Source organism: Nocardia sp. NPDC051750, from assembly GCF_044453135.1.
GTDB lineage: Bacteria > Actinomycetota > Actinomycetes > Mycobacteriales > Mycobacteriaceae > Nocardia.
This window is the reverse complement of sequence record NZ_JBITCK010000002.1, coordinates 1,106,754-1,131,688: the sequence shown is the minus strand read 5'-3', so window position 1 is coordinate 1,131,688 and position 24,935 is coordinate 1,106,754. Positions and strand designations below refer to the sequence as shown.

Below are 24,935 nucleotides of genomic sequence, written 5' to 3'. Positions count from 1 at the left end.
CTTCTTCACGTCGCCGCGGGGGGGGCCGCCGGGGGGGGGGTCTGCTGTGCCACGCCCCGGGCCGCCCCCCCGCCGGGCGGCCGGGGGGGGGGGGGGGGGGGGGGGGGGGGCCCCCCCCCCCCCCCCCCCCCCCCCGCCGATGAGCCGCCCGCCCGGGCGGGCACGAACTACCGGGCCGCCTTGACGATCCGAGCCCGCGACCCGCCGGTCAGTTCCGCGCCCTCCGGTCCCACCGGGCCGAATTCCAGTTCGACGGCCAGGATCTCACCGGCGATGAGATCACGATGGGTCTGCGCCCACTGCTGCCGTTCGGCCGGCACCTCGAGCGTCGCGGTGATCCGGTCGGAGACGTCCAGCCCCAGCGATTTCCGGGTCTCCTGCAGATCCCGGATGATATCGCGGGCCCAGCCCTCGGCCTCGAGTTCCTCGGTGACGACCGAGTTCAGCACCACCAGACCGGCATTACCGGGCAGCGCCGCGGTGGACTCCGGTTCGGCGGCCACCAGCCGCTGGGTGTATTCCTCCGGCAGCAGCGCGATTCCGGCCGCGCTGACCACACCGTCGGCGCCTTCCGACCAGTCGCCGGCCTTGACCGCCTTGATCACCTGCTGCACCTCACGACCCAGCCGCGGCCCGGCGGCCCGCGCGTTGACGGCCAACTCGAACCGGCCGTGCGCCGCGACATCGGTGGTCAGATCGACCTTCTTGACATTCACCTCGTCGGCGATGATATCGGCGTACGGGGCCAGCCGTTCGGCATCGGGCGCGGCAATGGTCACCTCCGCCAACGGCAGCCGGACCCGCAGCTTCTGCGCCTTGCGCAGGCTCAGCACGGTCGAACACACGGTGCGTGCCTCGTCCATCGCCGCGACCAGCGCCGGGTCGTCCGGCAGGGTACCGGCGGCGGGCCAGTCGGCCAGATGCACCGAACGCCCACCGGTCAGACCACGCCAGATCACCTCGGTGACCAGCGGCAGCAGCGGCGCCGCCAACCGCGTCGCGACCTCCAGGACGGTGTGCAGGGTATCGACCGCGTCGCGGTCCTCGGCCCAGAAACGCGAACGCGACCGTCGCACATACCAGTTGGTCAGCGCGTCGGCGAAGGCGCGCAGCTCCTCACAGGCCCCGGCGATATCGAGATCCTGCAACGCCGTGGTCATCCGGTCGCGGGTCTGCGCCAGCTTCGCCAGGATGTAGCGATCCAGCACATTGGCCGAATCCGTCCGCCACACGCCGGGTTCGGCCGCGTAGAGCTGCAGGAAGGTCCACGCGTTCCACAGCGGCCGCAGCGCATGGCTCGCGCCCTCGCGGATCCCGCGTTCGGTCACGATGAGGTTCCCGCCCCGCAGAACGGGCGAACTCATCAGGAACCAGCGCATGGCGTCGGAGCCGTCGCGCTCGAATACCTCGTTCACATCGGGGTAGTTGCCCTTGGACTTGCTCATCTTCAGGCCGTCGTCGCCCAGCACGATGCCGTGCGCGACCACGTTCGAGAACGCGGGACTGTCGAACAGCGCGGTGGCCAGCACGTGCAGCGTGTAGAACCAGCCGCGGGTCTGCCCGTTGTACTCGACGATGAAATCGCCGGGGAAATGGGTGTCGAACCAGTCCTTGTTCTCGAACGGGTAGTGCACCTGGGCGAACGGCATGGAACCCGATTCGAACCAGCAGTCCAGCACTTCCGGAACCCGCCGCATGGTCGAGCGGCCGGTCGGATCGTCGGGGTTGGGCCGGGTCAGCTCGTCGATCATCGGTCGGTGCAGGTCCGTGGGCCGGACCCCGAAATCACGTTCCAGCTCGTCGAGCGAACCGTAGACATCCATGCGGGGATACTCGGGATCGTCGGACATCCACACCGGGATCGGGCTGCCCCAGTACCGGTTCCGGCTGATGTTCCAGTCCCGGGCACCTTCGAGCCACTTCCCGAACTGCCCGTCCCGGATATGCTCCGGCACCCAGTTGACCTGCTTGTTCAGCTCCACCATCCGCTCGCGGAACTCGGTCACCGCGACGAACCAGGACGGCACCGCCATATAGATCAGCGGCTGTCCCGACCGCCAGCTGTGCGGATAGGAGTGCTCGATGGTCTCGTGCCGCAACAGTTTCCCGGCGGCCTTGAGGTCCTTGATGATCACCGGGTTGGCGTCGAACACCATCAGCCCCTCGTACGGGGGCACCATCGAGGTGAACTTTCCGCCCGGGTCGAGCGGCTGCACCAGCTCGATCCCGTTGGTGCTGCACACCTCCATATCCTCTTCACCGAACGCGGGCGCCAGATGCACCAGGCCGGTACCGGAGTCGGTGGCGACATAGTCCGCCGAGAGCACCCGGTGCGCGCGCGGATGGCCGGCAAAGAAGTCGAACGGTGGCGCATAGTCCAGGCCGACCAGCGCGGCACCGTCGTACTCGCCGAGCACGGCCGGTTCCTCGCCGAGTTCACGGGAATAATGGCCGAGCCGTTCGGCAGCGAGCAGGTACCGCTTACCGTCGACACCCCGTACCTGCACATAGCGCACATCCGGATGCACCGCGACCGCCAGGTTGGACGGCAGGGTCCACGGGGTGGTGGTCCAGATCAGCGCCGCCGCACCGTCGAGTTCGTGCAGCGGATGCTCGGCCGGTACCCGTAGCACCATATCGACGGTGACCGCCGGGTCCTGACGCATCTTGTAGGCGTCGTCGAGCCGGGTCTCCTGGTTCGACAGCGGAGTCTGCTCGTACCAGCTGTACGGCAGCACCCGGAAACCCTGGTAGACGAGGCCCTTGTCGTACAGCGACTTGAAGGCCCACATGACCGACTCCATGAAGTCGAGATCGAGGGTCTTGTAATCGTTGTCGAAGTCCACCCAGCGGGCCTGCCGGGTCACGTACTCACGCCATTCGCCGGTGTAGCGGAGTACCGAACTCTTGCACGCGGCATTGAATTCCGCGAGACCCATCGAATCGATCTGTGATTTGTCCGTGATACCGAGCTGCTTCTCCGCTTCGATTTCCGCCGGCAGCCCGTGACAGTCCCAGCCGAAACGCCGGTCGACCCGTTTTCCGCGCATGGTCTGAAAACGGGGGATGACGTCTTTGACGTATCCGGTGAGCAAATGCCCGTAATGCGGCAGACCGTTGGCAAACGGCGGGCCGTCGTAGAAGACGAACTCCCCGTCCCCGGTCGCCCGGTTGTCGATGCTGGCGCGGAACGTTCCGTCGGCGGCCCATGCGTCCAGGACGGCCTGTTCCAACTGGGGGAAGGTCACGCCGGATCCGCCGCCGAGATCGACACGCGGATATGCGCTGCTGCTGGAATTCTGGTCCGCCATCGCGGATTCACATCTCCTCGTGCCCGGCGCCTGAGCGCGCTGTGTCCGGCACGGGGACGACGACCGGCACAATCGGTGCGCCGGTACCGCGGTACCACCCCGCTTGTCCACCGGCCCGGCGGCCGGGCGGACCTCTCGTTACGAGCTGTGACGGGCTCTCCCGTTCGGTTCTAATGAGCGTGCGCAGCCTGGCGGATCATCTGCTGCACGGCGCCGTTCTTCCGAAAGCTCCCCGGTGATGGCCGGATCGTCGCCGACTTACAGGTTTGATTCTAACCGTGACGGTCAACCACTTATACAGCGCCCGCGGAGTCGCACGGCCCGCACACCCCGGAAGGACGATCTATCTTCGCTCGCAGCAGTTCCGTCTCCGGCCTCGCGCATCCCCCTCAGCGTTTCGCGTGCTGGTCCCGCGACGGTAGTTCTTCATCGGGTGCGCGCATCGACAGTGCGCTCACCAGCAACACCACAGCACCCAGTCCACACACCACGATGCAGCCCCAGGCCCAGATCACCGAGCCGGTGGTCAGGGACAGGATCAGCAGCACCAAGCCGATCGCGGCGAGCGCCAGTGTCAAGACAAGCATGATGACCCCCAGGACAGCAGGCCGGGTGCCCGTTCGCTCCCCAGCGGTGTCGAGCGCTTACTCGCCCTGGCCGAACGACGCGGGAGCAAGCTGGTTGGCGCCGGTATCGAAGCTGTCACCCTCGTCCACCGGTACGGCCGAACCACGGTTCTCCAGTTCCTCGAGCTGCGACTCCAGATACGACTTGAGGCGCACCCGATACTCGCGCTCGAAGGTTTTGAGGGTCTGGATCCGGCTCTCGAGAACATTGCGCTGCTGGGTGATGGTGCCCATGATCTCGGTGTGCTTGCGCTCGGCATCGGCCTGCAGGGCGTCGGCCTTCTCCTTGGCCTGCCGCAGCTGACTGTCCGACCTGGTCTGCGCGTCGGAAAGCATGGAATCGGATTTGTGCCGGGCATCGGCGATCATCTCTTCCGACCGGGCCCGTGCGTCGTTGACCAGCCGCTCGGAATTGGCCCGCGCGTTCGCCAGCAAATTCTCGGCTTCCGATTTCGCGTCGCTGGTGAGCCGATCCGCCATCTCCTGCGCCAGGCTCAGCACCTTGGCGGCCTGCATATTCGCGTCGGCACCGCCGTCGGACGGGGCCGGTGCGGCCGGCACCACCGGGATGGGCGCCGAGGGCGGTGCCTGGACCACCGGTTTGACCGGTTCCGGCGGAGGTGCCTGCTGGACCGGTTTCCCGAGCCCGGGCCCGCCCGGACCGCGGTTGCTCTTGGCATCGGCCAGTTCCGCATCGAGTTCGGCAACCCGCTGGCGAAGGTCCGCGTTCTCCTCGATCAGCCGGGAGAGTTCCTGCTCCACCAGATCCAGGAAGGCATCGACTTCGTCCTCGTTGTAGCCGCGTTTGCCGATAGGCGGTTTGCTGAACGCGACGTTGTGCACATCGGCTGGGGTCAGCGGCATGGAAGGATCCCTTCGCGCGTTGTCAGATCTAGCGGCTCTGGCAAGTCTTCTCGGACCATTCTGTCACACCGGAGTTACCGACCCGCCGAGGCTGCTGACGACGGACATGAGGATGAACACCAGGAACAGCAGGACCATAATCGACAAATCCAGTCGAATTCCGCCCAGCGAGATCGGTGGGATCAGCCGTCGAAGCAGCTTCACGGGGGGATCGGTGATCGTGAAGATCACCTCGAGTATCACGACGACCACCCCGGTGGGACGCCAGTCGCGGGCGAAACTCCGGATGAACTCGACGATCACCCGGCTGATCAGCAACAGCCAGAAGATGAACAGTACGAAGTACAGCACCGCGAACAAGGCCACGAACTCACTCTGCCGCAAAATCGGCGCGGTGCAAAATGCCCGCGCCGATCCTGTCCCGGCCACATCGCGCCCGAGCCGGGCGCGCGCCCGCTATTTCTGGTTGTAGAACCCGGTTTCCGCGATCCGGCGGCGTTCCTCGGCCGATACGTCGACATCGGCCGGGGAGAGCAGGAACACCTTGGTGGCCACTTTGTCGAACGAACCACGCAGGGCGAAGGCCAGGCCGGCCGCGAAATCGACCAGGCGTTTGGCGTCGGCGTTGCTGAGGTCCACCAGGTCCATGATCACCGGGTTGCCCTCCCGGAACCGCTCGCCGATGATCGCGGCCTCGCTGTAATCCCGCGGGCGCAGCGTGGTGATTCTGGACAAGGGACCTCCGTCCTCGAAGATCGCGGGACGGCGGGCGGCGGCCGGTTCGGGACGGACCCGTTCGGCCAGCCGGCGCTCCTCGGCGTCGGGATCGACTGCCAGCGCTCCCCTGGTCGCGCCGCGCAGCGAAGCACCGCCGCCCGGCCGGTACCGGCCGGAACCACCGGCGTCGATCCGAGTGGGGCGGCGCGGACCCTCGTAGTCGTCGGCGTAGGCATCGCCCGGGTAGTCGTCGCGCCGGGGCGGCGGGTAGCTGGGCTGATACGGGGCCTCGCGGTAGTCGGGGCCGTCGTAACGATCCTCGGCGTACCGGTCGTAGTCCGGACGATCGTCGTAGTCGCGGGGCGCGCGGTCGGAGTAGTCACGCGGCCGGCGCGCGCCGCGATCGTCGACCCCGCGGGGGGTGCGATCGTCGACGTAATCGTCTTCGTAATCCTCGAGCGGAACCATGCCGAAGTACGCCTTGAACTTGTGCAGTGTGCTCACGACGCCACCTCGCTGTCGCTCGGCTCCGTCATGACCACGACTGCGGCTGCGCCGATTTTTCGCTCGCTGCGCTCGCTCATTCTGGTCGACCTTCCTTCGGCCCCGGTGGCGGCCGGGTGTTGAAGTCTTGCTCAGCCCTCGTCGTGTCCCAGCATATGTGTCGAATGTGACTGATGAGGTTTGTTTGCTACGCCGAGGTTATCGGTCGCTCGCCCATGAGGGCGGTACCGACACGCACACATGTCGATCCATGGGCAATAGCTCTTTCAAGATCATTCGACATTCCGGCGGACAGCTCCGTGGCCTCCGGGTGATCGGCGCGCAGCCGGCTATACAGCCCGGCCAGGCGGGCGAACTCCGCATCGGGGTCGGCAGCCAGCGGCGGAATAGCCATCAGCCCTGCTAAACGCAGTTCCGGTGATTTCGCGATACGGTCCGCCAGGGCCGGCAAACCGGCGGGCCGCACCCCGCCGCGCGCCGGATCGGCGTCGAGGCTCACCTGGATCAGCACCTCGAGCGGCGCCTCCCGCTCCCCCGCGTCCAAGGCGGCCGCGACGGCCGTTTCGAGTGCGGTCGCCAGACGTTCGCTGTCGACCGAATGGACCGCGTGCGCCCACCGCACGACCTGCCGCGCCTTGTTCCGCTGCAACCGGCCGATCAGATGCCAGCGCAGCGGCCGCAATTCGCTCAGTTCGGCCGCCTTGGCATCCGCCTCCTGCGGCCGGTTCTCACCGAAGTCGTGGCGGCCCAGACGATGCAGCTCGGCGATATCGGAGGCAGGGAAGTATTTCGTCACCGGAAGCAGTCGCACCTCGGCGGAATCGCGGCCCGCGGCGGCGCACGCTGCGTCGATGCGCGCGAGCAGGCCGGTCAGCCGACGGGCCAGTACCTCGCCGCGGGTGCCACGTCCGGCCTCGGACCGCTCGGTGTCCGGGACACCGGACGCCGGCCTGCTCACGCGCCGGTCTCCATCCAGATAACACTGCCCAGCCGCCCGGTCGGCGCGGCGCGGCGATGGCTGAACAAGGTCGTGTCCTCGATCGTGCAGCGGGGATCCTCGGCGATCGCGCCGACCCCGGCCGCCGTGAGCTGACGGCGGATCCCGGCACGCAGATCGAGCCCGGGGGTGCCCCGCACGGTGGTGGTGGCGCTACCGGGCAGATGCGCTTCGATATCGGCCCGCATCTCGGCGGGCACCTCGTACTGCCGGCCGCTGGCCGCGGGACCCAGGAGCGCGCCGATCCGTTCGGGCCGGGCACCGGCGGCGATCATCGCGTCCAGGACACGGCCCACGATTCCGATCCGCGCCCCGACCCGGCCGGCGTGGACCGCGGCGATCACCCCGGCTTCGTCATCGGAGAGCAGGATGGGAACGCAGTCCGCGCTCAGCGCCACCAGCGCCAGCCCCGGCCGGGTGGTGACCAGGGCGTCCGTTCCCGGGACCGGTTCGGACAGCGGCCCGTCGACCGTCGCCACGGTGCGGCCGTGGATCTGGTCCATCCAGATCAGGTGATCGGTGGGCAGGCCGAGCGAGGCCGCGAGCCGGGCGCGATTGCGCCGCACAGCTTCCGGATCGTCGCCGACATGGTCGCCGAGGTTGAACGAATCGTACGGCGGCGCGGAGAAACCTCCGGCGCGTGTGGTCACTACTCGTCGAACCGTCAGTACCGATGCCGCAGTCATGATGTCGAGCCTAATGGCATCGGCCGGGAACGCTCCGTTCCCGGCCGTGCGGGGTGGCGACAGCAGCAGCCCGGAGGGTCCGCATCCGCGGGTATCACCGCGTACGGACCGTCCGGGCGGACGGGACCGACCGCCTCAGCGGCGCATGAAATCCGGGACGTCGACATCATCGTCGTCGTCGGGCAACTCGGCGGCCGGCGGCTGGATATGCGACCGGCTGTTGTGGGTCAGCGTGGGATCCACCGCACCTCGGCCACGTTCGGTATCCCGGTAACTCGGCGCGGGGCCGCGGGCGACCGACGAACCGGTATCGGCCGACCGGACGGGCGCGGATTCCTCCGAGTGGCCACGGCCCGCACCGAGTTCAGCGGTACGCGAGTGACCGAGTTCGGCGGTGCGGGAGGACTGCGCGGAGATCTCCGTGCTACGGCCGGAACCCAGCGAACCCCGGCCGGCGGCCGATTCGAAAGTACGCCGCGCCGGACCGCCACCATCGAAGCCGGCGGCGATCACGGTCACCCGGACCTCGTCGCCGAGCGAATCGTCGATCACCGTACCGAAAATGATGTTGGCCTCGATATGCGCGGCTTCCTGCACCAGCGACGCGGCCTCGTTGATCTCGAACAGACCCAGGTCCGAACCACCGGCGATCGAGAGCAGCACGCCGTGCGCGCCGTCCATCGAGGCCTCCAGCAGCGGCGAATTGATCGCCGCCTCCGCCGCTTTGACCGATCTGCCCTCACCGCGGGACGAACCGATACCCATCAATGCACTGCCGGCGCCGGACATCACGCTCTTGACGTCGGCGAAGTCGACGTTGATCAGACCCGGGGTGGTGATCAGATCGGTGATGCCCTGCACACCGTTGAGGAGCACTTCGTCGGCGGAGCGGAACGCGTCCATCAGGCTCACCGCGGCATCGCCGAGCTGCAGCAGCCGATCGTTCGGGATGACGATCAAGGTGTCGCAGGATTCGCGCAGCAGGTTGATACCCACCTCGGCCTGGTTACCGCGCCGCTTGCCCTCGAACGAGAACGGGCGGGTGACCACGCCGATGGTCAGCGCGCCGAGTTTGCGCGCGATACTCGCCACCACGGGCGCGCCGCCGGTACCGGTACCGCCGCCCTCACCCGCGGTCACGAAGACCATATCGGCACCCTTGAGCACCTCTTCGATCTCGTCCTTGTGATCCTCGGCGGCCTTACGGCCTACCTCCGGGTCGGCGCCGGCGCCGAGTCCCCGGGTGAGCTCCCGCCCGACATCGAGCTTCACGTCGGCATCGCTCATCAGCAGGGCCTGGGCGTCGGTGTTCACCGCAATGAACTCGACACCCTTGAGACCCTGCTCGATCATTCGGTTGACGGCGTTCACGCCGCCGCCGCCGATACCGACGACCTTGATCACGGCAAGGTAGTTGTGCGGGGGCGTCATGAGCTCTCGCCTTCCTTCGATCCAAAGTCTGTCGTTTTCGGATACCCGTTTGCGGTCCGCGAGATAGCAATCCGCGGTCCGTGATCCGGGCGAACCCTGAACCTCAACCATAGGGTTGGAGTTATGTCAAGTATCCGGCTGGTGCCGAACGCTATTCGCCGCCGTCGCGATCCGCTCGCAGGCGCGCCGAGGCGAAAACCAGTTTCTTTGCCGAACGCACCGACGCCGGGACGGTATGCGTCGTATCGTGAACGGTTGCCGTGCGGTCCGCGCCCACATCGTGGGACGCCCCCGGCCCCCGCCGCGGGCATCCGCCGGACGAACGACCCGGGTTGCGGCCCGTGGAATCGAACAGGGGCGAACCGAACAAGAGTGGTGGAGTTCATTTTACCGTGACCAGACTGGGACTCGAGACGTCGAACACGGATCCCGGACGCGTTAGCAGCGGCAGCACCACCGCCGATTTGCGTTCGCCGTCCTCGCTGCTGCCCCACAGTACCGTGCGACCGTCGCGCAGTGTCAGCGAAATATCCGAGACGGTCTCGGCATGCACACTGTCCACCTGCACCGTCAATTGTGGTGGCAGCACCGATACCACGGCGATCGCCGCTCTGGTCAGCACGTCCGCGGTACCCGGCCGCTCGGTCAGCAACTCCGGGACGCCGATCGGCGCCGGCTCGATGGCGTACTCGACCCCGTCCGCATCCAGCAGATGCGCACCTTCGGGAGTGTCGTAGTACAGCACCGGAGTTCGTTCCTCGATCCGCACCCGCACCGTCGACGGCAGCACCCGCTGCACCCGCGCGCTGCGCACCGTCGGAATACTCGCCACCCGCGCGGCCATCGCGGCGGTATCGATCCGCAGAATCGAACCTTGGCCCGGGATCTGCAACAGCTCCCGGATCTTGTCCTCGGGTACGGCGTGCGCCCCTTCGATCCGCACCTCGCGCACCGACAGTACCGGCGTGAACCAGGCCAGGGCGACGACTGTGATCACCACGGCCACCGCGACCACCGCCCACAGCCGGAAACGCCGCAATCCGCCCACCCCGAATCGTCGCGTCCCGGACCGCACCCCGCGTCACCGCCCGTACTGCGGACGCGCGCGTAGTCCGTCCAAGATCTGGCTGCCGAGCATGGTGACATCCCCGGCGCCCATCGTGATCACCACATCGCCGGGCTGGGCCAGACCGGCGACCTGTCGGCCCACCCGCGACATATCGGGTTGGTAGTGCACGGGTTTCCCGACCGCCTGCGCGACCAGGGCACCGTTGACCCCCGGCAACGGCTCCTCCCGGGCCCCGTACACGTCCAGCACCACCACTTCGTCGGCCAGGTCGAGGGCGGCGCCGAATTCGGCGGCGAAAGTCGCCGTGCGGCTGTACAGGTGCGGCTGGAAGACCACGATCACCCGGCCCCGGCGCGACCGGGCGCCGTCGCGTGCCTCCTGGTCGACCAATTCCGCGGCGGCGCCGAGAACGGCGCGGACCTCGGTGGGATGGTGGGCGTAATCGTCGAAAACCCGGACGCCGTTCTCCCGGCCCACGAACTGGAACCGGCGGTGCACCCCGCCGAAACCTTCCAGCCCCTGGATGATCTCGTCGATATCGGCGCCCGCGGCGCGCGCCGCCAGTAGCGCGGCCAGCGCGTTGAGCGCCATATGCCGGCCCGGCACCGAAAGCCGCAACGTCCGCGGCGCCGCCTCGCCGGTGAGCTGGAACTGGGCGATACCGCCGACATCCCGCGGCTCCCAGCTGTGCAGCCGGACCCCGACGGGGATCGGCGCGTCGGGCAGATCCCCCGAGCCGTAGCCGAGGACCCGGACTCCGCGCTCGGCCAGGCGCTGCCCGGTCCGCTCGGCGAGAGCCCGCGCGCCCGGATCGTCCAGGCACACCACCAGCAGGCCGCCCGTGGTGAGCCGGTCGGTGAAATCGTCGAAGACCTGCACGTAGGCATCGTCGGACCCGAAGAAATCGAGATGATCGGATTCGATATTGGTGACCACGGCGACATCGGGGTCGTACTGCAGCAGCGACCCGTCGCTCTCGTCGGCCTCGGCCACGAACGTATCGCCGCTGCCGTGATGGGCGTTGGTGCCCGCCTCGTTCAGTTCACCGCCCACCGCGAACGACGGATCCAGTCCGCAGTGCTGCAGCGCGACGATCAACATCGAGGTGGTCGAGGTCTTACCGTGGGTGCCCGAAACCAGCAGGGTGTGATGGCCGCTCATCAACGCGGCCAGAACGGCCGGCCGCAGCAGCACCGGGATATCGCGGCGGTGCGCTTCGACCAGTTCGGGATTGGTCTTCGGGATGGCGGCGTAGGTCGTCACCACCACCGTGGGACCGCCGGGCAGCAGGTCCAGCGCGCCGGCGTCGTGACCGATACGCACCTGCGCGCCGCGCGCCCGCAGGGCCAGCACACCGCGACTCTCCTTGGCATCGGAACCGGAGACGGCCCCACCGCGCGACAACAGGATCCGGGCGATACCGGACATCCCGGCGCCACCGATCCCGACCATATGCACCCGGCTCAGTTCCGGCGGTAGCGCACCCGGCCCGCCGGGGACCGCGGTCACCTGGTCCTCGCTCACCGGCCCGCCGCCCGCAACACGATCCGCGCGACTTCGTCGGCGGCGTCGCGATGGCCGGCACCGGCGGCGGCGCGGCCCATCTCGGCAATGCGTGCTGGATCCGTGAGCAGCGGTATCACCTCGTCGGTCACATACTTCGGGGACAGTTCCGGGTCACCGACGATTCTGCCACCACCGGCGGCGACGACGGGTCGCGCATTGAGTTCCTGCTCGCCGTTACCGTGTGGCAGCGGCACATACACCGCGGGCAGACCCACCGCCGACACCTCGGCCACCGTCATCGCACCGCTGCGGCAGACCACCGCGTCGGCGGCCGCGTACGCGAGATCCATCCGGGAAAGGTAGGGAACCGCGACATAGGGCGCGCGGGGGTCCGTGGCCACCACGTCCAGGGTGTTCTTCGGGCCGTGCGCGTGCAGCACCGAAACCCCCGCGGCGGCGAGCTGCGGCGCGGCGCCGGAGATCGCCTCGTTGATCGACCGCGCACCCTGGGAGCCACCGAACACCAGCAGGACCGGCCCCTCGGCGGGCAGCCCGAAATGTTCCCGGGCCTGCGCGCGCAATCCGGCCCGGTCCAGCGAGGTGATGGCCGAACGCACCGGGATACCGACGATATCGGCGGCCAGCCCGGAATCCGGAACCGCCGCGAGTACCCGGGTGGCACGCCGGGCACCCACCTTGTTCGCGATCCCCGCTTTGGCATTCGCCTCGTGCACCACGATCGGCACCGCGCGGCGGCGCCGCAGGACACCGGGTCCGGCGGCGAGATACGCCGGCAACGCGACATATCCCCCGAACCCGACGATGACATCGGCGCCGACCGCGTCGATGATCTCCCGGGTGCGTGCCACCGACGCCCGGACGCGGCCGGGCAGCCGCAGCAGATCCATACTCGGCTTCCGCGGCAGCGGAACCGGCGGGATCAGCTCCAGCGGGTAACCGCGCTCGGGAACAAGTGTCGTTTCCAGCCCGCGCTGGGTGCCCAGGGCGGTCACCCGGATCCCCGGGGCCAGCCGGTGCAGCGCGTCGGCGACGGCCAAGGCCGGTTCGATATGACCGGCCGTACCCCCACCGGCGACGATCACCGATATTCCGTCCGCAGGCCGGATCGAATCCGGCCGGGCCGGATCCTCATGGGCCGAATCCTGCCGGGCCGAATCGTTGTGCGCCGAATCCTCCTGGTCCGAGATCTCGTGGGCCGAATCCTCGTGGGCGGACTGAGGTGCGCTCACCTGTACTTTCCCCGTTCTCGTGCGTGTGTCACCGAATAGGTGGGTTCCCAGGCCCGCGTCGCCCGCAGCGTATCCGTACCCCGGCTGTTGGCCCGGGTGCGGGCTCGCGGCTGGTCGCGGTCCCGGGAGCGGTCGGAGGGCGCCCCGCGGGCCTGCCCCTGGGTGCCTTTGGCCGGCGTACCCGGGCGGGACCGCGGATGGTAGATCTCGGGCTTGGGCAGCCGCAGCAAACGACTGACCCGGCCGTCCTGCCCCGCGTGCAGCGCCGCGACGGCCTCGGGTTCGTGCCGGGCGGCGTTGGCGACGATGCCGAACATCAGCAGAGTCAGCGCCAGCGACGAACCACCGGCCGATACCAGCGGCAGCTGCAGCCCGGTGACGGGCAGCAGCCCGACCACGTACCCGATATTGATCAGCGCCTGCCCGGTGATCCAGGTGGTCGCGGTGGCGGTGAGCAGTCGCAGGAAGGGGTCCACCGAACGTGCCGCAATCCGCAGGCCGGTGTAGACGAACAGGGCGAACAGGCCCAGCACCAGGGCACAGCCCAGAAAACCGAGCTCCTCGCCGATGATGGCGAAGATGAAATCGTTGTGCGAGTTGGGCAGGTAGCTCCATTTGGCCCGGCTCTGGCCCAGGCCCCGGCCCCACAAACCCCCGTCGGCGAGCGAGTACATCGCCTGGCGGGCCTGGTAGTTGATGCCCTGCGGATCGTCGCCGGGATTGAAGAAGGCCCGCATCCGGTCGGAGCGGTACCCGGCCGACAGCGCCAGGACCAGGGCGGCGATCGCACCGGAGGCGAGGATCGCGACGAACAACCGCAGCGGCAGCCCGCCGAACCACAGCAGCGCCAGCAGGACGATCCCGAGCGCGATCGTGGTGGACAGGTTCGGCTGCAACACGATCAGCAGACAGACCAGCAGACCGGCCGGGACCAGCGGTACCAGCAGATTCTTCAACCCGCCCGGATCATTGGCCGCCCGCGCGGCGGCGCGCCGCGACACCAGCAGGTGCGCACCCCACACCACGAAGGTCACCTTGACCAGTTCGGACGGCTGGATCGAGAAAAGTCCCAGGTCGATCCAACGACGCGCGCCGTTCACCGTACTGCCGATACCGGGCACCAGCACCAGCACCAGCAGCAGGACCGACAACCCGAACAGCGGGAACGACGCCTGCCGCAACCAGCGCAGCGGAATCCGCAGGGCGAGGTAGAACAGCACGGCACCGATCACCGCGAACATCGCCTGGTCCACGAACAGTTTGTAGGCCGAACCGTCGTCGGCATAGGCCTCCACACTCGACGCCGACAACACCATCACCAGACCCAGCACGGTCAGCAGGGTGGCGATGGTGACCACCAGGTGGAACGAGGCCAGCGGCCGCGCCAGCCAGGCGCCGAACCGGCCCACCTGGATCTGTCGCGTGCCGCGCGGTCTCATAACCGCCGCCCGAGGTCCTCGTCCTTCAGCTCCTCGACCGCGCCGGCGAAACTGCGGCCGCGGTGGGTGTAATCGGTGAACATGTCGAACGAGGCCGCTGCCGGGGCCAGCAGCACCGTATCGCCGGGGCCGGCGAACGCCGCCGCCTCCCGCACCGCGCGGGCCATGATCGCATCGGCGATATCGGTATCCGGCGTGCCCGTGATCGCTTCGTTCATAACGGCCTGGCCCATGCCGGAATAATCTCGCGTATCCAGCTCGACCACGGGGACTTCCGGCGCGTGTCGCGCCAGCGCGGACGCGATCACCGACGCATCCTGCCCGAACAGCACGACGGCGACCAGCCGCTCGGCCACCTCTTCCACCAGATCTTCGACGTGGGCACCCTTCAACTGGCCACCGGCCAGCCAGATCACCTGCTGATGGGCCAGGATCGACGACCGCGCGGCATGCGGGTTGGTGGCCTTGGAATCGTCGACGAACTCGACCCCGCCCAGTTCCCGCACCAGCGCCGACCGATGCGGTCCGACCTTGTGCTCCACCAGGCCCTCGCGGACGAACTGCGGTGCCACGTCGATCGCCCGGGTCAGCGCGGCGGCGGCCAGCGCGTCGGCGATACCGGCAGGTCCGGGCGGGCTGATCTCCTTGGCCTCGGCCAGGATCGCCGCCTTGGTGAACGCGCGGTCCAGCAGTTTTCCGTCGACCACGCCGAGTTCGCCGTCGGCGGGTACACCGATCCGGAAACCGAGGGTGCGGCGCGCCTTCGACCGGCGCGCCAGGCCGGCCGCGATCGGGTCGTCGAGTCCGACGATCCCGACCCGCCCCAGCAGCGCGCGGGCTTTGGCCGCCGCATAGGCGTCGAGTCCGCCGTGCCAGTCCAGATGGTCCTCGGCGACATTCAGCACGACTCCGGCTTCCGGGCGCACCGAGGGCGCCCAGTGCAGCTGGAACGAGGACAGTTCCACCGCGAGCACCTGGGGGCCGGGATTGCGGCGCAGTGCGTCGAGGATGGGCAGGCCGATATTTCCGCAGGCCACGCTGGGGATACCGGCGGCCCGCAGGATGGAATAGGTCATCGAGGTGGTGGTCGTCTTACCGTTGGTGCCGGTCACCACCAGCCATTTGCGTACCGGACCGTAGATCCGGGCCTGGTCGACCCACCAGGCGAACTCCACATCACCCCAGACCGGGATCCCCTCGGCGACCGCCGAGGCCAGCACGGGCGAATCGGGACGCCAGCCCGGACTGGTGATCACCAGCGCGAACCGCGACCAGTCGGTGTTCTCCAGTTCGGGGGCGGGGGCGATATCGAGCCCCAGTTCGGCCGCCTCGGCCAGGGCGCGCGCCCCGCTGTCGGTGACCACCGGGCGGGCACCGATATCGCGCAGCGGCGCGATCAGCGACCGGCCCGAAATCCCCCAGCCCGCGACCAGTACCTCGCGGCCGCGCAGGAATTCCAGCATCGGACCCGGCGAGCGCAGGGCCCGTGGTACGTGTTCCTCCATCGTCAGCTCACCCGACCGCGGAGAGATATTCGCTGTAGAACAGGGCTAGGCCGGCCGCCGAGGCCATGGCGGCCAGCAACCAGAACCTGATGATCACCGTGGTCTCCGCCCATTTGCTCAGCTCGAAATGGTGATGGAACGGCGCCATCTTGAACAACCGGTTGCGGGTGGTCCGGAACACCGCGATCTGCAGCGCCACCGACGCCGCCTCGGCGACGAACAGCGCGCCGATGACGACCATCAGCAGTTCGGTGCGGGTGGTGACGGAAATACCGGCCAGCAGACCGCCCAGCGCCAGCGAACCGGTATCGCCCATGAAGATCTTGGCGGGCGCGGCGTTCCACCAGAGGAAGCCGATACACGCCGCAGTCCCGGCGGCGCAGACCAAGGCCAGGTCCAGCGGGTCGCGCACGTTGTAGCAGCCGGTCTCGGGTTTGGTCTCGCACGAGTGGTAGTACTGCCAGAAGGTGATGACCACATAGCCGCCGAGCACCAGGCTCATCGACCCGGCCGCCAACCCGTCCAGGCCGTCGGTGAGATTCACCGCGTTGGACCAGGCGACGACGATGAAGCAGATGAACGCCAGGAACACCACCACGCTCATGGTGACGGTGTTGATATCGCGCACATACGACAGTTGCCGGCCGGCCGGGGTGAGTCCGCTGCCGCCCGGGAACTGCAGGGCGAGCACACCGAACACCACCGCCGCCGTGACCTGGCCCAGGTATTTACCCGCCGCCGTGAGCCCCAGATTGCGGCCCTTGCGGATCTTGATGAAATCGTCGATGAACCCGACCACGCCCAGCGCTGTGGCGAGGCCGAGCACCAGCAGCGCGGACGCCGTGGGCCCCTCGGCCTCGTAGCCGATGCCGATCAGGTGGGATCCCAGATAGCCGGCCCACATACCGATGATGATCGCGACCCCGCCCATGGTGGGTGTGCCACGTTTGGACTGATGGCTGGCCGGTCCGTCGACCCGGATCTCCTGCCCGAAGCCCCGCCGGGCGAATATCCGGATCAGCAGCGGAGTCAACAGGATCGACACCGTCAGTGCGATCGCCGCCGCGAACAAGATCTGTCTCAACGCACTGCCTCCGTGCTCACCCCACCGGCGGCGCCGGCGCCGCCCGGTGCCGGCGTACCGGCACCCGAGTTCTCTCCCGCGGCCAGCAACTGCTCGGCCACAGTCCACAGTCCGACCGACTGCGATGCCTTCACCAGCACCACGTCACCCGCTTCGACTTCGGCGTCGAGCAGGCGTACGGCCGCTTCGATATCCGGGACGAGCACCGACTCCTCACCCCATGAGCCTTCCATGACCGCTCCCTGGTGCATGCCCCGGGAGGGCCGTCCGGTGCCGACCACGATGAGCCGGTGCACATCCAGGCGGACGGCCAGGCGGCCGATCGCGTCGTGTTCCACCACCGATTCGGGGCCGAGTTCGGCCATTTCACCGAGTACCGCCCAACTGCGGCGTGGTGTGGCACCGGCCCGCGCCATGGTGACCAGCGCTTTCAGCGCGGCACGCATGGAATCCGGGTTGGCGTTGTAGGAATCGTTGATCACCGTGACCCCGGCCGGACTGGTGCGCACGTCCATCCGGCGCGCCGAGGCGGCCCGGGCGCCGGCCAGCGCGGCGGCGAGAGTGTCGAGATCGGCGCCGCATTCCAGCGCCACCGCCGCCGCCGACAGGGCATTACCCACCTGGTGCTCCCCGTGCACCGCCAAGGTGATCTCGCGATCACCCGCGGGCGTGTGCAGCGTGAAGGAGGCACGGGCCTGATCGTCGAGGGTGATACCGGTGGCCCGGATATCCGCTGCGGCGGCCTGTCCCACCATGGTCACGCGGGCAGCCGTCCGGGCTGCCATCGCACTGACCTTCGCATCGTCGGCATTCAGCACGGCCAGCCCGGTGTCCGGCAGGGCTTCCACGAGTTCGCCCTTCGTCTGGGCGATGGCCTCCCGGCTACCGAATTCACCGAGGTGCGCGGTGCCGACGTTGAGCACCACGCCGATACTCGGCGGTGCCACCCGCGCCAGCGCGGCGATATTGCCGGGCCGGCGGGCGGACAACTCGAGCACCAGGAACCGGGTGTCCGGTCCGGCGCGCAGCGCGGTCCACGGATGACCGATTTCGTTGTTGAACGAACCCGGCGGGGCGACCACCGGGCCGAGCGGCGTCAGCACCGCCGCCAGCAGATCCTTGGTCGAGGTCTTCCCGGACGAACCGGTGACGCCGACGACGGTCAGTCCGCCCGCGGCGACCAGCCGGCGCACGTGGGACTCGGCCAGCGCGGCCAGCGCGGCCAGCACCGCAGCGCCGGAGCCGTCGGAATCATGCTCCAGAGCAAGCGAATTCGCCGACGTGCCGGTGGCCGTCACGGACGGGACGACGATCGCGGGCACGCCGATCGGACGGGCGGCGAGCACCGCCACCGCCCCCGCATCGATCGCGGCCTGCGCGAAATCGTGACCGTCCACGTGCTCACCGGGCAGTGCGACGAACAGACCCCCGGGACCGATCCGGCGCGAATCGAACTCGACCGTACCGGTGACCGCTACCTCGGCGTCGTCGACGTCGTGGAGCTCGCCGCCGACAATGCCGGCGATATCCCGCAGGGTGACCTCCGCCCAGCCCGGTCGGACGGGGGTTCCTGTTTCTCTCTCGGTGGGTTCCCGATTCACCGGCCACCGCCGGGAAGGGTCACGGTCCGATGCGGTCTCCGCAGGCGGACAGCCGGCCGGCCCGCCCAGCGGTGAGCACGATCGCCCGATGGCACCGACTGCCGATACGGCTGTGTCATGTCTGCTCCGCACGCCGTCATGCGGGTGTCGTCCGGTGGGGTGATGTCGATCATGGAACCGTCAAATCCTCCGCATTCGTACTCTGCGGGCCGTCCCGTCGGATCGCCTCGATCGCCGCGGTGAGCACCTCGCGGTCGTCGAACGGATATTTCACGCCCTGGATCTCCTGTCCTACCTCATGTCCCTTACCGGCCACGAGCACCACATCACCCACGCGTGCCCAGCCGATCGCGGCCTCGATCGCCGCGGCGCGGTCGCCGATATCGCGTACTTCGCCGCGCTGTTCGTCGGGCACGCTCTGCGCTCCCGCCACCAGCGCCGCGCGGATCGCGGCCGGATCCTCGGTCCGCGGATTATCGTCGGTGACGATCACCAGGTCCGCGCCACGCGCGGCCGCCGCACCCATCAGTCCACGTTTACCGGGGTCGCGGTCGCCACCGGCACCGACCACCACCGCGAGCCGGCCGCCGCTCTCCGCGGCGGCGAGATGGGCGCGCAGGGTCGCGATCACCGACTCCACCGCGGCGGGTTTGTGCGCGTAGTCCACCAGCACGAGGAAATCCTGTCCGTGGTCCACCCGCTGCATCCGCCCCGGCACATCCACCGCGGCCAGGGCGGGCGCGGCGGTCGCGGGCGCGACTCCCGCCGCCGCGCACACCGCGATCGCGAGCAATCCGTTGGCGACGTTGTAGTCGCCGGGCAGCCGCAACCGCACGACGGTCTCGCCCTCGGGACCGGCCACAGTGAATTCCTGTTCACCGCCGTGCGCACGCGCCGGACCGGCCAGCGACCAATCCGCCGGCCCGGTCGTGCAGACCCGCACCGGCTCGGCCAGGCCGTCGGCGAGACGGCGGCCCCAGGCATCGTCGACATTCACAACCGCGGTCCGGGCCGCCACCGGCGAATCGGGTTCGAACAACCGGCGTTTGGCCGCGAAATAGTCTTCGAAATCGGCGTGGAAATCCAGATGGTCCTGCGAGAGGTTGGTGAACGCGCCCACCGCGAACCGCACCCCGTCCACCCGGCCCAGCGCCAGCGCGTGACTGGACACCTCCATCACCACCGCGTCCACGCCCTGTTCCACCATCAGCGCGAAAACGGCGTGCAGCTGCGGAGCTTCCGGAGTGGTGAGCGCGCTGGGCACCCGGCGGCCGCCGATCCGGGTCTCGATGGTGCCGATCAGCGCCGTGGACCGGCCCGCGGCGGCCAGCCCGGCCTCCACCAGGTACGAGGTGGTGGTCTTCCCGGAGGTACCGGTGATCCCGATGATCGACAACCGCTCGGACGGATGGCCGTAGATCACCGCCGACAGTTCGCCCAGTACCGCGCGCGGGTTCTCCCGCACCAGCACAGGCACTCCGAGATCACCTGCCGTCTCGGCACCCGCGGCATCGGTCAGCACGGCGACAGCGCCCCGCGCCACAGCGTCTGCGGCGAAGCGCGCGCCGTGTGCGCGGGAACCGGGTAGTGCGGCGAACAGGTCGCCGGGGAGTACGGCGTCGGAGCGCTGTTCGATACCGGTGATCAGCAGGTCGGCGGGCACCGGTGGCCGAGGGTCGGCGGCGATCGTTTCGAGCAGATCGGACAGCGGTGTCGACGGCGGCCGGGCGGGCCGCAGCACATGCTGGCTGGACTGCGCGGGCACGGGGTTCCTCTCTGCATGATGGAGCGCGCGGATACGACGACGAGTCAGGGTACCGACGCCGGGTCTCGGCCGGGTAAGCCGGTTCGCCGAATCACGACGCCTGCAGGACGAACTGTCGTTGCGGTTCACTCGACGGCGGTATCCGATCCCGCTGCAGCGCCCAGGAGGCGATATCGTGGAACAGCGGTGCGGCCGACTGCCCACCGCTGCCGTCGGAGCTGCGTACCGGCGCATCCAGCATCAAACCGATCACATACCGCGGATCATCGGCGGGGGCGATACCGGTGAACGTGATCCAGTACGAGTCGCTCGAATAGCAGCCGCAGTCCGGGTTCACCTGCTGCGCCGTGCCCGTCTTCCCGGCGATCCGGTAGCCGTCGACCGCCGCGGCCGCGCCGGTACCCATCTGCACACCGGTCGGGTCGTTCTGGACCACCGACTGGAACATCGACCGCACGGTGCGGGCCGTCTCCGGGCTCACCACCCGCACACCGTCGGGCGCCGGTTCCTCGGTCCGTGAATCGTCCGGAGCGACGGTGGCGCGCACCATCCGCGGCGGAACCCGCACACCGTCGTTCGCGATCGCCTGATACATACTCGTCATCTGCAGTGTGGTCATCGAAAGACCCTGTCCGATAGGCAGGTTCGCGAATGTACCACCGGACCACTGCTCCTGGGCGGGCACCCGGCCCGAACTCTCCGCGGGCAACCCGACCTCGGTGCGCCGGCCCAGGCCGAACCGGTCGAGCATATCCGCGTACCGATCCTCCCCGACGCGCTGCGCCAGCATCAGGGTCCCGACATTGGAGGATTTTCCGAAGATCCCGGTGGTGGTGTACGGCTCGACGCCGTGCACCCACGCATCACCGACGGTCACCCCCGACATATGGATCTCACCGGGCACCTGATGGACCTCGTTCGGGTCGGTGAGGCCGTATTCGATCGCGGCCGCGGCGGTCACCACCTTGTTCACCGAACCGGGTTCGAAAGGCTGGGTCACCGACGGATTGTCGAGTCCCGCGGGATCCCAGTGCTCCGGCCCGAGCGCCGGATTGAACGTATTATCGTTCGCCATGGCCAGCACCTGGCCGGTCTTGGCGTCCAGGACCACCGCGGAGGCCGATTTCGCGCCGGAGCGGTCCTTGGCCTGCTGGATCTGTTGCTGCACGTAGTACTGCAGGTACGAGTCGAGGGTGAGCTCGATATCGTTGCCGTCCACCGCGGGCTGATTGTCGCGACGGCTACCCGGGATCACCGCGCCGTCGGAGCCGCGGTCGTAGGTGTAGGAGCCGTCCGTACCCGCGAGTACCGAATCCAGGGCACCCTCGAGCCCCACCCGTCCGTGCCCATCCCATCCGGTGGCCCCGACGATATTGGCCGCGAGCGAACCACCCGGGTATTCACGCAGATCCTGCCGCTCCGCGCCGACCTCGGGGAATTCGGCGGTGATCGCATCGGCCTTGCGGGGATCGACATTGCGGGCCAGATAGACGAAGGTCTCGTCGCTGCGCAGTTTTGCCAGCAGATCCGCCTCGCTCGGCCCGTCGGCACCGAGCACCTCGTGCACGGTGCGCGCGATCTCCTGCAGGCGCTGATCGGGTTCGGGCGCGGTATCGTCCTTCGCCCGGGCATCCGCGAGATCCTTGCGCACCCGCACCGGCTGAAAACTCAGCGCCTGGGCGATCACGGTGAGCGCCAGCGATTTCCCGTGCCGATCGGTGATCGTCCCGCGGGCGGCGGGCAGATCCTGATAGGTGGTCCGCTGCCCCGCCGCCTGTGCGGAGAGCGCCGGCGCGGAAATGGTTTGGATCCACAGTAGTTGCAGCGCCACCACGGTCAGGGCGACGAGCATGATCACCCGGCCCACACCCAGCCGCAGCCGCACCGGGCCGCCCTTCTTCGCACCGGTCCGCGACCGCGCAGGCCGGCGCGCGGCGGGCTCGGAGCGAGCGGCTACCGACCGGTTCTTCCCGGTTTCCCGGTTCGCCGCGGTGCGGGACCTCGGCGCGCCGCGCCCGCGTCCCGACCCGCGCCGATTCATCGCATTCCCTCCCCGGCACCGGCGCCCGCGGGGGCCGGCACCGCCACCGTCGTCGGGACAGGAGGGGCGGTGTCGCCGCCGGCCGCAGCCGGACCCGCCACGGCGGGATCCTCGGCAACCGGTGCTCCGGCGGGCGGCACGGGCACGAGTGACGTCGAGCCTTCCGGCGCGGGCGCCACCGCCGGTGCCGGAATACCGGCATCGCCCGGCCCCGCGGCATTCTCCGGTACGACCGCGGCGGCACCCGGGTCGGGAGCAGCCACGTCGCCCGGTACCGCCGGGGGCACTCCGGCATCCATCGGAGCCGGAGCATCCGGCGCGGCACCGGGTTCCGGCGCGGGAAGCGCACCGGCGGGCGGCTGTCCCGCTACCGGCTCACCGGGCGGCGGCGGGGCGGCCGGGCCCTGCGAAGGCTCGGCACCCGGCGCCGCCAGCACATTTCCCGAACCGGCTTCGGCCGGTCGGTCCGGGGGCGTGGTAGGCACCGGAACGATCCGCTCCCCCGGATCCGCACCACCGCGCGGCGCGCTGGGCGGCGGGTTCAGCGGCGGCGCGGCCGGACCCTGCGCCGGCGCGGGCTCCCCGATCACGGTGACCGTTCCGTCCGGCGCCACCACCAGACGGGCCGGATCGTCGGCCGGGATCATCCCGAGTTCCCGCGCACGGGTGGCAAGTTCGGGCGCGGAATCGGCCGCGGCCACCTCCCGCTGCAGTGCCGCACGCTCATCGGAGAGCACGCGGTTCGCCTCGCGCGCATCGCTGAGCTGATAGCTGTCCTCGGCGGCGCGCGTAGTCAAGACCAGAGTGAGTGCGAGACCGCAGCCGAACATGGCCAGAATCGCGGCGACGAACGGAACCCGCCCGGTCAGCTCCGTACCGGCCGGGGCGGCAGGTGTCCCCGAACGCTGACGCCGCCGTGCGTATGCCCGTTGCGCTGCACCGGATTTCACCCGTTCCGCATCGTGCACCCGGCGAGCCGGCCGCCCGGATTCGGTACGTGTTCCCACACTCATAGACACCCCCGTATCGGTGTGATGGCCCGCGGTTCCTTCCCGCGTGACCCTGTGCCGCGGCCTGCCGTACTCGACCGCTGCTCCGGTGCCGGGACCCACCGGCACCGATTGTTGCGATACCGCGGTATCGCATACACCCTGTCGTACTGGAAAACATCATCGGAGACAATCGAATTCGGCACCGTTCGACCCGTCGTCGCGGACCGGACGGCGGGAGCGGCACACCGCTTCATCCGGTGCGCGCAGGGCATAGGCTCTGCATGGTCACGCTGCACTGTCACCACCAGCCCTGTCTCCTTCATGCTGTATCCATGCGGCATGACCGGGGGCCCTGCGTGGTGACGCTGCGCTCCCGCCTCCGGGCCTGACCCGCTCATGCTGTATCCATGCGGCATGACCGGGGGCCCTGCGTGGTGACGCTGCGCTCCCGCCTCCGGGCCTGACCCGCTCATGCCGGGTCCTCCACGATCTTCTCCGCGGCCCGCATCCGGACCGGAGTCGCGCGCGGGTTCTCCTCGACCTCCGCGGCGGTCGCCTGTTCGGCGCCGCGGGTCAGGATCCGGAACTGCGGGCCCATACCGGGAAGTTCGACCGGAAGATCTACCGGCGTCCGGGATTTCGCCCGTTCGGCCAGTTCGTGTTTGACCACCCGGTCCTCGAGCGACTGATACGACATGACGACGATGCGCCCGCCGGGACGCAACGCGTCCAGCGCGGCGGGCAGAGCGGCACGCAGCGACTCCAGTTCGGCGTTCACCTCCACCCGCAGCGCCTGGAAGGTCCGTTTGGCCGGATGTCCGCCGGTACGCCGGGCGGGGGCGGGAATGGCGTCGTAGAGCAAGGCCACCAATTCGGCGCTCGTCCGGAACGGCTGGCGGCCCCGGCGGCGCACGACCTCGGCGGCGATCCGGTTCGCGAAACGTTCCTCGCCATAGACTTTCAACACCCGGGCGAGCTCACCCTGACTGTAGGTGTTGAGAATATCGGCGGCGGTGGGCCCGGTGGTCGCGTCCATGCGCATATCCAGCGGCGCGTCCACGGAGTAGGCGAAACCACGGTCGGCCTCGTCCAATTGCATGGACGACACACCGAGATCCATGAGCAGCCCGCTCACCGTGCCCGCAGCGGCCAGACCCGCCGCCGCGAGAGCGTCGGCGATCCCGTCGTAGCGGGTGTGCACCAGGGTGATCCGGTCCCGATAGGGCCGTAGCCGCTCGCCGGCGAGGGCCAGCGCATCGGTATCGCGGTCCAGACCTACCAGGCGCAGCTCCGGATGGGTGCGCAGGAAGTATTCGGCGTGGCCGCCGAGGCCCAGGGTGGCGTCGAGGTAGACCGCGCCGGGCTCGCCGAGTACCGGGTCGAGTAATTCCGCCGCGCGGGTGAGCAGAACAGGGATATGTCGTGTGCCGTGGTGCTCACGGTTCACCTGACCTCCCGGATATGCCTCGCTGGGGAACGACCGTTCTCGGGTCGTATCGGACCGCGGCGCCCGGTGTGAACACCGGCGCCGGAGCAGTGCGAAAGTG

Annotated in this window: 19 protein-coding genes; all 19 read right to left on the bottom strand. The window is 69.0% G+C overall.

Annotation, left to right across the window (positions count from 1 at the left end):
• Positions 1-167 precede the first annotated feature (167 nt).
• A complete protein-coding gene (gene ileS, locus ACIA75_RS12645; protein WP_397103050.1) occupies positions 168-3,311 on the bottom strand; it encodes an isoleucine--tRNA ligase in 3,144 nt (1,047 codons plus the stop codon).
• 389 nt (positions 3,312-3,700) lie between these two features.
• A complete protein-coding gene (locus ACIA75_RS12640) occupies positions 3,701-3,898 on the bottom strand; it encodes a hypothetical protein (RefSeq protein ID WP_397103048.1) in 198 nt (65 codons plus the stop codon).
• A gap of 57 nt (positions 3,899-3,955) precedes the next feature.
• Complete coding sequence (locus tag ACIA75_RS12635; RefSeq protein WP_397103046.1) at positions 3,956-4,801, bottom strand: DivIVA domain-containing protein; 846 nt, start codon at positions 4,799-4,801, stop codon at positions 3,956-3,958.
• Between the two features lie 63 nt (positions 4,802-4,864).
• Entirely contained in the window at positions 4,865-5,167 is a 303-nt protein-coding gene (locus ACIA75_RS12630) for a YggT family protein (RefSeq protein WP_280398432.1), read from the bottom strand.
• Between the two features lie 90 nt (positions 5,168-5,257).
• Positions 5,258-6,022: a cell division protein SepF gene (locus ACIA75_RS12625; RefSeq protein WP_397103043.1), complete on the bottom strand. Its 765-nt coding sequence runs from the start codon at positions 6,020-6,022 to the stop codon at positions 5,258-5,260.
• 187 nt (positions 6,023-6,209) lie between these two features.
• Positions 6,210-6,908 carry a YggS family pyridoxal phosphate-dependent enzyme gene (locus ACIA75_RS12620; protein WP_397103482.1) on the bottom strand — a complete coding sequence of 233 codons (699 nt, stop codon included), beginning with the start codon at positions 6,906-6,908 and terminating at the stop codon, positions 6,210-6,212.
• A gap of 68 nt (positions 6,909-6,976) precedes the next feature.
• Positions 6,977-7,705 carry a peptidoglycan editing factor PgeF gene (pgeF, locus tag ACIA75_RS12615; RefSeq protein WP_397103041.1) on the bottom strand — a complete coding sequence of 243 codons (729 nt, stop codon included), beginning with the start codon at positions 7,703-7,705 and terminating at the stop codon, positions 6,977-6,979.
• 135 nt (positions 7,706-7,840) lie between these two features.
• The gene (ftsZ, locus tag ACIA75_RS12610) at positions 7,841-9,136 is read right to left on the bottom strand and encodes a cell division protein FtsZ (RefSeq protein WP_397103039.1); all 1,296 of its coding nucleotides are present in this window, start codon (positions 9,134-9,136) and stop codon (positions 7,841-7,843) included.
• A gap of 382 nt (positions 9,137-9,518) precedes the next feature.
• Positions 9,519-10,211: a cell division protein FtsQ/DivIB gene (locus tag ACIA75_RS12605; RefSeq protein WP_397103037.1), complete on the bottom strand. Its 693-nt coding sequence runs from the start codon at positions 10,209-10,211 to the stop codon at positions 9,519-9,521.
• A gap of 6 nt (positions 10,212-10,217) precedes the next feature.
• Positions 10,218-11,657, bottom strand: coding sequence for a UDP-N-acetylmuramate--L-alanine ligase (gene murC, locus ACIA75_RS12600; RefSeq protein WP_397103480.1), 1,440 nt, complete (start codon positions 11,655-11,657; stop codon positions 10,218-10,220).
• A gap of 68 nt (positions 11,658-11,725) precedes the next feature.
• Positions 11,726-12,838, bottom strand: a complete 1,113-nt coding sequence (murG, locus tag ACIA75_RS12595; RefSeq protein WP_397103478.1) for an undecaprenyldiphospho-muramoylpentapeptide beta-N-acetylglucosaminyltransferase — start codon at positions 12,836-12,838, stop codon at positions 11,726-11,728.
• Positions 12,839-12,957: 119 nt separating this feature from the next.
• Positions 12,958-14,400 carry a putative lipid II flippase FtsW gene (gene ftsW / locus ACIA75_RS12590; RefSeq protein WP_397103035.1) on the bottom strand — a complete coding sequence of 481 codons (1,443 nt, stop codon included), beginning with the start codon at positions 14,398-14,400 and terminating at the stop codon, positions 12,958-12,960.
• Positions 14,397-15,863 (bottom strand): UDP-N-acetylmuramoyl-L-alanine--D-glutamate ligase, encoded by a 1,467-nt coding sequence (gene murD, locus ACIA75_RS12585; protein ID WP_397103476.1) that lies wholly within the window; start codon positions 15,861-15,863, stop codon positions 14,397-14,399. Before murD ends, ftsW begins: the two co-directional genes overlap by 4 nt.
• A gap of 49 nt (positions 15,864-15,912) precedes the next feature.
• The gene (gene mraY / locus ACIA75_RS12580) at positions 15,913-16,989 is read right to left on the bottom strand and encodes a phospho-N-acetylmuramoyl-pentapeptide-transferase (RefSeq protein WP_397103033.1); all 1,077 of its coding nucleotides are present in this window, start codon (positions 16,987-16,989) and stop codon (positions 15,913-15,915) included.
• Entirely contained in the window at positions 16,986-18,590 is a 1,605-nt protein-coding gene (gene murF / locus ACIA75_RS12575) for a UDP-N-acetylmuramoyl-tripeptide--D-alanyl-D-alanine ligase (RefSeq protein ID WP_397103031.1), read from the bottom strand. The genes mraY and murF overlap by 4 nt, the downstream gene beginning before the upstream one ends.
• Positions 18,591-18,759: 169 nt before the next feature.
• Entirely contained in the window at positions 18,760-20,355 is a 1,596-nt protein-coding gene (locus tag ACIA75_RS12570; RefSeq protein ID WP_397103029.1) for a UDP-N-acetylmuramoyl-L-alanyl-D-glutamate--2,6-diaminopimelate ligase, read from the bottom strand.
• A gap of 91 nt (positions 20,356-20,446) precedes the next feature.
• On the bottom strand, positions 20,447-22,396 hold the full coding sequence (locus ACIA75_RS12565; protein WP_397103027.1) for a peptidoglycan D,D-transpeptidase FtsI family protein: 1,950 nt from the start codon (positions 22,394-22,396) through the stop codon (positions 20,447-20,449).
• On the bottom strand, positions 22,393-23,409 hold the full coding sequence (locus ACIA75_RS12560; RefSeq protein ID WP_397103025.1) for a hypothetical protein: 1,017 nt from the start codon (positions 23,407-23,409) through the stop codon (positions 22,393-22,395). Before ACIA75_RS12560 ends, ACIA75_RS12565 begins: the two co-directional genes overlap by 4 nt.
• A gap of 448 nt (positions 23,410-23,857) precedes the next feature.
• Positions 23,858-24,835: a 16S rRNA (cytosine(1402)-N(4))-methyltransferase RsmH gene (rsmH, locus tag ACIA75_RS12555; protein WP_397103023.1), complete on the bottom strand. Its 978-nt coding sequence runs from the start codon at positions 24,833-24,835 to the stop codon at positions 23,858-23,860.
• Between the last annotated feature and the right edge of the window lie 100 nt (positions 24,836-24,935).